The sequence below is a fragment of the Streptomyces hygroscopicus subsp. hygroscopicus genome (assembly GCF_001553455.1).
GTDB classification, from domain to species: domain Bacteria; phylum Actinomycetota; class Actinomycetes; order Streptomycetales; family Streptomycetaceae; genus Streptomyces; species Streptomyces hygroscopicus.
The window spans coordinates 1-6,804 of sequence record NZ_BBOX01000250.1 but is presented as its reverse complement, the minus strand read 5'-3'; the positions used below and the strand labels follow the sequence as shown (position 1 = coordinate 6,804).

Annotated in this window: 4 protein-coding genes and 1 pseudogene; 1 reads left to right on the top strand and 4 read right to left on the bottom strand. The window is 73.4% G+C overall.

From position 1 onward, the window contains the following. From AXW62_RS45175 to AXW62_RS24410, 4 genes and pseudogenes are all read right to left on the bottom strand, one after another. Positions 1–494, bottom strand: a pseudogene (locus AXW62_RS45175) (hypothetical protein); the annotation flags it as partial. A gap of 62 nt (positions 495–556) precedes the next feature. Continuing rightward, positions 557–1,297, bottom strand: coding sequence for a tRNA (guanosine(46)-N7)-methyltransferase TrmB (trmB, locus tag AXW62_RS24420; RefSeq protein WP_252368710.1), 741 nt, complete (start codon positions 1,295–1,297; stop codon positions 557–559). A 351-nt stretch (positions 1,298–1,648) separates the two neighbouring features. Further along, positions 1,649–2,863 (bottom strand): L-2-hydroxyglutarate dehydrogenase, encoded by a 1,215-nt coding sequence (lhgD, locus tag AXW62_RS24415; protein ID WP_060946390.1) that lies wholly within the window; start codon positions 2,861–2,863, stop codon positions 1,649–1,651. Positions 2,864–3,197: 334 nt separating this feature from the next. Further along, entirely contained in the window at positions 3,198–4,661 is a 1,464-nt protein-coding gene (locus tag AXW62_RS24410) for an NsdA family TPR-like regulatory protein (RefSeq protein ID WP_060946389.1), read from the bottom strand. A 1,248-nt stretch (positions 4,662–5,909) separates the two neighbouring features. Between AXW62_RS24410 and AXW62_RS24405 the strand changes: the two genes are divergently transcribed. Further along, a partial coding sequence (locus tag AXW62_RS24405; RefSeq protein ID WP_502688783.1) for a macrolactam cyclase family protein occupies positions 5,910–6,804 on the top strand: 895 nt, incomplete at its 3' end.

The following is a 6,804-nucleotide window of genomic DNA, read 5'->3' as shown; positions in this document are numbered from 1 at the left end:
AGGCGGCCGCCCGGCCCCCACCAGCCCTGGCGCGATGGATGTGGCCAACCCGCCGGCGCGGCGCCGGCGGCGAACCACGGGTACGGGCCACCGGACGAATCGCTGTACGGGGCACCGGATGGATCGCCGTATGGGCCGCCGTAGGGCGTGCCGTGCGGGGTGTCGTGCGGGGTGCCCTGCGAGGCCGCGTGCGGGGTGTCGTGCGGGGTGCGCTGCGGGGGCGCGTACGACGGGTCGTGCGGCGTGCTCTGCGGGGTCGCGTGCGGCGATGTGTGCGGGATGTCGTGCGGCGTGCCCTGTGGGGCCGCGTGCGGCGGGTTGTGCGGTGTGCCCTGCGCCGCCCCGTGCGGAGCGGCGTACGGGGCGCCCTGCGGGGCCGCGTGCCGCGATCCGTGCGAGACGTCGGCGTCGTGCGGCCCTCCGTGCGGGGTGGCCTTGTGCGGCGGCGTGGCCGGTGGATCGGGCGGCTCTTGCGGGGGCGGGGACTGATGCACTCGACCGACCCTAACGAAAGGGGGCAGGGGACTCTGGGTTTATGCCCATCCCCTTGGGGGCGTTATGTGTCGTTGCGGCGGAAGATCACGTCATGGACGAGGTGTCCCTTGTTCAGCCCCTGGCCCTCGAACTTGGTGAGCGGCCGGAAGTCCGGACGCGGGGTGTAGCCGCCGTCGGGCTGGGAGTTCTCGAAGGCGGGGCTCGCGGAGAGGACCTCCAGCATCTGCTCCGCGTACGGCTCCCAGTCGGTCGCACAGTGCAGCAGGGCGCCGGGCTTCATCCGGGTGGCGGCGAGTTCGACGAACTCGGGCTGGATGAGGCGGCGCTTGTGGTGCCGCTTCTTGGGCCAGGGGTCAGGGAAGAAGACCCGCACCCCGGAGAGCGAGGCGGGGGCCAGCATCTCGCGGAGCAGGATGATCGCGTCGCCGTTGGCGACCCGTATGTTGTCCAGGCCGTTCCGCTCCGCGAGCGCGAGCAGATTGCCCTGGCCGGGGGTGTGGACGTCGGCGGCGAGGATGCCCGTGCCGGGGTCGGCGGCGGCCATCTGCACGGTGGCCTCACCCATGCCGAAACCGATCTCCAGGATGACGGGGAGGCCGGGGCGCGGACCTTCCTCGGTGGCGAACAGCTCACCGAGGTCGATACGGCTCAGCCCGTCGATGTCCAGGCCCCACTGCGGCCACAGACGGCGCAGCGCCTCGCCCTGGCCCGCGGTGACCCGGCCGCGGCGGGGGCGGAAGGAGCGGATGCGGCGCTCGTGGTGCGAGCCGGCCGGATCGGCCGCGGGGCCGCCGGGGAACATCGGCTCGCCGCGGTCACGGGGGGCGGGCAGCGTGCGCTCCACGGGGGAATCGGGGGTGGTGGGGTTCTCGGACACAGTGCTTCGATTCTACGGGCGGAGCGGGACGAGGCGGGGCGAGGAAGGAAGGGGGACGGGGTGGAGCGAGGCGGGGCAAGGCGGCGTGAGGAGGGAGGGGCGGGGCGGGGCTGGTGCGATGGCCGGGGGCGCCGCGGCGGGACTCGGCCCGCCCCCGGCTCCCGGCCGCCGTCTGACCCTGGCCGCCGCACGGGGCTGGTGCGGTGGCCAGGGGCGTGGCGCGCTCCCAGCCGCCGTCTCACCCCGGCCGCCGTGTCTCACCCCGCCCGTCGCGCCTCACCCCGCCCGCAGGGTCTCCAGCACCCGGCGGGCGACCTCCCGGCCGATCGGCAGGGAGGCCGTGGCCGCGGGCGACGGGGCGTTGAGCACATGGACGATCCGGGGCGACTGCGCGATGAGGAAGTCGTCCACCAGCGTGCCGTCCGGCAGCACGGCCTGGGCGCGCACGCCCGCCGGGGCCGCTATCAGGTCGTCGGCCGTCACATCGGGCAGCAGCCGGCGGACGGCGTCGGTGAAGGCGCGCTTGGACAGGGAACGCCGCATCTCACCCGCCCCGTACCGCCAGTGGCGGCGGGCGATCCGCCAGGAGCCGGGATACGCCAGCGTGCCGGCCAGCTCCCGCGGGCGCACCGTGTGCCAGGCGTACCCCTCGCGGGCGAGGGCCGGCACCGCGTTGGGCCCGATGTGGACGCCGCCGTCGATGCCGCGGGTCAGGTGGACGCCCAGGAACGGGAACGCCGGGTCGGGCACCGGGTACACCAGGCCGTTCACCAGCGAGGCGCGGGAGGGCACCAGCTCGTAGTACTCACCGCGGAAGGGCACGATCCGCATGCCCGGGTCGTCGCCCGCCAGCCGGGCGACGCGGTCGCAGTGCAGCCCCGCGCAGTTGACCAGGGCCCGGGCGCGCAGCACCGTGCCGTCCGCCGTACGGACCGCGACCGCTGAGGGGCGCCGGCCGATGGTGCGCACCTGTGCTCCGTACCGCACCGAGGCGCCCGCGTCCTGGGCCAGCCGGGCGAGCCGGGCGGCGACCGCGCCGAAGTCGCACACGCCCGTCGTGCCGACATGGATCGCGGCGAGGCCGCGCACCCATGGTTCGTACTCCGCGAGCTGGGCGGGGCCCAGCTCGCGGACCGGAATGCCGTTCTCCCTGCCGCGCTGGACGAGGCTGTGGAGCCGGGGCAGCTCGGAGCGCTCCCTGGCGACGATGAGCTTGCCGGTGACCTCGTGCGGGATGCCGTACTCGGCGCAGAACTTCACCATCTCCGCCGCGCCGCGCACCGCGAACCGCGCCTTGAGCGATCCCGGCCGGTAGTAGATACCGCTGTGGATCACTCCGCTGTTCCGCCCGGTCTGGTGGCGGGCCGGGCCCGCCTCCTTCTCGAGCACGGTCACGCGGGTGCCGGGCGCGGCGCGGGTGATCGCATACGCCGTCGACATGCCGACGATCCCGCCCCCGATCACCAGCACGTCGCAGTCCAACGCCGTCACGCCATGTCACCTCCCCACCCGCCACACCGTCCAGTCGCCCGACCGTCGATCCCTATCATGACCTGCGCCACTGACAACGGCCCGAAACCCATGCGATGACTAGGGTCGGGGCCAGGGCCACCGGTCATACGGGTCGATGCGCTCCAAGCCGTTCATATCGGGCGGATCATGCGAAACCGCCCGCATTGGGCATGTCATGTTGAACCGCTCATCTCGCTCGGTTCATTCCGCCGTGCCGTTTGTCCCGCTCATTCCGCTCATTCCGCTGCGGCTCGTTCCGCCGTCCCGCTCGTTTCCGCTCCCGCTCGCTCCGCCCCGCTCGTCTCCGCCCCGCTCACGCCGGGGCCACCAGCAGCGGCCGGGCCTGCTCGCGCAGCTCGGCGACGCGCGGCTCGTCGCGGTACGCCTCGAGGCGGCGCATCAGGTCGCGTACGTACTCCGTGGTGCGCGCGGAGGAGATCCGGTTGGCGACCTCGACGGCGCGGGCACCAGCGGCGCAGGCCGCGTCCAGATTGCCGGACTCGAGTTCGGCGACGGCGGACACCACGAGCCGCAGCCCGTGCGACCGTACGAACTCCTCCGTCGGCCGGGCCAGCGCCTGCTCGGTGAAGCGCCGCACCTGGCGCGGCAGCCGGAGGTCGCGATAGCACTCGGCGGCGTCGGCCGCGAACCGCTCATGGCTGTAGAAGTCGAGCCAGGAGGGATCGGGGTCGCCCGCCCGCGAGCGCTCCAGCCAGCCCTCGGCGGACTTCAGGGCCGCTCCGCAGGCGGGCCCGTCCCCGGACTTGGCCTGGGCGCGCGCCTCCACGAGCCGGAAGAAGCTCATGGTGCGGGCGGTGGCCAGGCCACGGTTGCGCTCCAGGGCGGCCTGGGCCAGGTCCACGCCCTCGTCGGCGAACCCCCGGTAGGTGGCCTGAAGGCTCATCGACGCCAGCACATAGCCGCCCAGCGGGACGTCGGCCGCGGCGCGGGCCAGGCGCAGCGCCTGGATGTAGTACCGCTGCGCGGCCTCCTGTTGGCCGGTGTCGAAGGCCATCCAGCCGGCGAGCCGGGTCAGTTCGGCGGTGGCGCCGAAGAGGGAGCGGCCGACCTCGTCGCTGTACGAGCCGAGCAGCAGGGGGGCCGCGTCCACCCGGAGGCACTCGGGAACCATGGACGAACGCCAGTCGCCGCCGCCGTACTTGGAGTCCCAGCGGCGCGCGTCCTCGGCGGCCTCGCGCAGCTTGGTGACGTCGCTGTGGCCGACACGCTGTGGCGGTAAGGCGTCCGCGGTGGCCGCGCTCGTGGCGCTCGCGGTGGCGGCCCCGTCCTCGGCGTCCTTGGGCTCGCGGGACACCGAACTGTCGGCAGGGGATATGAGCCAGCGCGAGGCCGGAGTGGCGTACGCGCTTACTGAGAAGGATCCGGCCAGGCTCTGCCAGATGCCGACCCCGCCGCGCCGACCCGCGAGATCCAGCCGGTAGAGCTCGGTCGCGGAACGGACGGCCTGGCCGATGTCGCGCGGGAAGGCGAGACCGACCTCGGGGGCCGGATCGGCATCGGCCAGGCCGATCTCGTGCAGCGGAACGGGGCGTCCGAGTTTGCTCCCGATCGCAGCCGCAATGAGGTGTGGCGCGGCGCCCTGGGGCACCATGCCCTTGGACACCCAGCGCGCGACGGACGTCTTGTCGTAGCGAAGCGTCAGGCCACGCTGGGCGCCGAGGTCGTTGACTCTGCGCGCGAGCCCGGCATTGCTGATCCCAGCGAGGGCGAGAACGGTGCCGAGCTTTTCGTTCGGCCCGCGTGGCTCCCTGGACATGCGCACCCCTCGACAGCACCGACGGCCGCCCCGGCATAAGCACGGGGCATTCGTAAACCCAGCGTAGTTCGCCGCATCCCGACCGTTAAGAGGTGGTGTCCCGGATGGCGAGATTCTTGTACGAACGGGTGTGCGGAGCGTGACGTGTGCTCCCGGTGTGTGTGGCTGTGCGCCCGTGTGTGCGCTCTGTCTCGGTCGCGACGGGGACGTTTCGATGGGTCCTGCGTGGGTCGGCCCGCTGTACTGGATCCAGTGGGCTGGGGGACGCCGCCGCCTCATTCCCCGCGGGCGGCGGAACGGTCCGGGAGGCGGACGCCGCCTCCCGGACTGTCGTGTCGAGGGGTGCGAGAGGCGGAAGTTGAGCACATACAGGGCGTTCGCAAGACCATCGAGAGCGCCACGAAAATTTGGCTGAATAACGCCCATCACGGCCGGGCTCCCGCGTCGGGCCGGGGAGGGGGAGGCCCGACGCGGGAAGCCCTCTTCCGTGCGGATTCGGCGCACGGCGGTGAGCCACGTATCCCTTGCGGCGGGCGACCGGCGCTCGGCGGACGCCGTGGCGGGTGGTGGGCTCCGTGGCGGGTGGTGGGCTCCGTGGCGGGTGGTGGACGTGGTGGTCCTCGGTGGACGCCGCGGCGAGCGGTAGGCGGCGGGCGGTAGGCGGCGAGTGGCTGGCGTGACGGCGAATGGCGGACTCAGCGGTGCGCGCCCGGACGCCGTGGAGAGCGACAGGCGCAGCGGCGCGCGGCACACGTCGTGGACGAGCGGTTGACGACTGGCGGAGGAGTGGCGCAGGAGTCGCGGACGTGGCGCCGTGCGGCAGAAGTCGCGGACGCGGCGGGCGGGGCGCCCCACGGAGCGCCGCCGAGCGCCGCCGAGCGACAAGTCCGTTGGTCGGCAGGCCGGTTGGTGTCCCTTTCGTGCGCTCCTTCGTGCGCCTCTTCTGCGCCGCTCCGCACACTCATCGACGCCCTTGCGCTCTTGTGCGCCCCAGTCGTGGCAGCATGGGCCACGGCGGAACGGTGGGTCGCTACCGGCGGTGGTTCCCTCATGGCCTCCTTACGGATGCCTTCCCGAGGTGCGCCACCCCCTGTGATCAACTCTGCGATTTCTGTGGTCATCTGTGGTCACGGGACATCCAGGAGATCCATGTTGTTGTCCGGTTCGATGCCGAAACCGTCAACATGCTGTGCATGATGGCACCTACTTCTTGGTTGCCCTGGATGCCCACAGCCTGTGGAGGCGGCGATGCGGTGGTTGGTGGGGTGGAGCAGTACCGCATCCGGCCCGGTCCCCCCGGAAGGCCCTGCGATCCAGCCGGTCGGCGCCCAACTCCTGTGGGCCGACCCCGATCCGCTGTGGGCGGTCGGCGACTGGCGGCCCGATGAGGTGCGCGTCGTCCAGACCGACCCCTTCACCCGTCTCGCCGTCTTCGGCTGCTGCGGCGCGTCCGACGAGGAGTTGCGGGTGGGCCTGTTCGCCGCCCGCGGCGGCGCCCTGCGCCATCTGACCGCCTGGCCCGGCAGCTACACCGCCGTCGCCCAGGTCGGCCGCCGCGTCACCATCGTCGGCGATCTCGCGGGCGCCCGGCCCGTCTTCCACACCGACTGGGCCGGTGGCACCGCCTACGCCACGGCCGCGCTCCCGCTCGCCGACCTCATCGAGGCGCAACTCGACGTCAGCCATCTCGGTGCGCTGCTCGCCTGCCCCGACTCCCCGGAGGCCATGGGCGACAGCACGCCCTATATGGGCGTCAGACGCATCCCCCCGGGCCATGCGCTGATCCTGCGCGACGGCGCCCGCGACGTCACCGGCTACGAGCCCACCGCGTCCCTCGCCGTCGCCGCGCCCCCGCTCGACCAGGACGAGGCCGTGGACGCGGTCCGGGACGCCCTCGTGGAAGCCGTACGCGCCCGGCTCACCGCACCGCGCCACGCCCCCGAGACCGACGGCCTCGACCCCGGCCCGGTGCCGGGCATGGGGCCCGCCGAGCGGCGGGCGGCCCGCGGCGCCCCGGCCCCCGGCATCGGCGCCGATCTGTCCGGAGGCAGCGCCTCCGCCACCCTCGCGCTGCTCGCGGCCGGTCTCCCAGGGATGCCCGGCACCCTCTTCGGCCACGGCACCGAGGCGGGTGAGCGGCTCC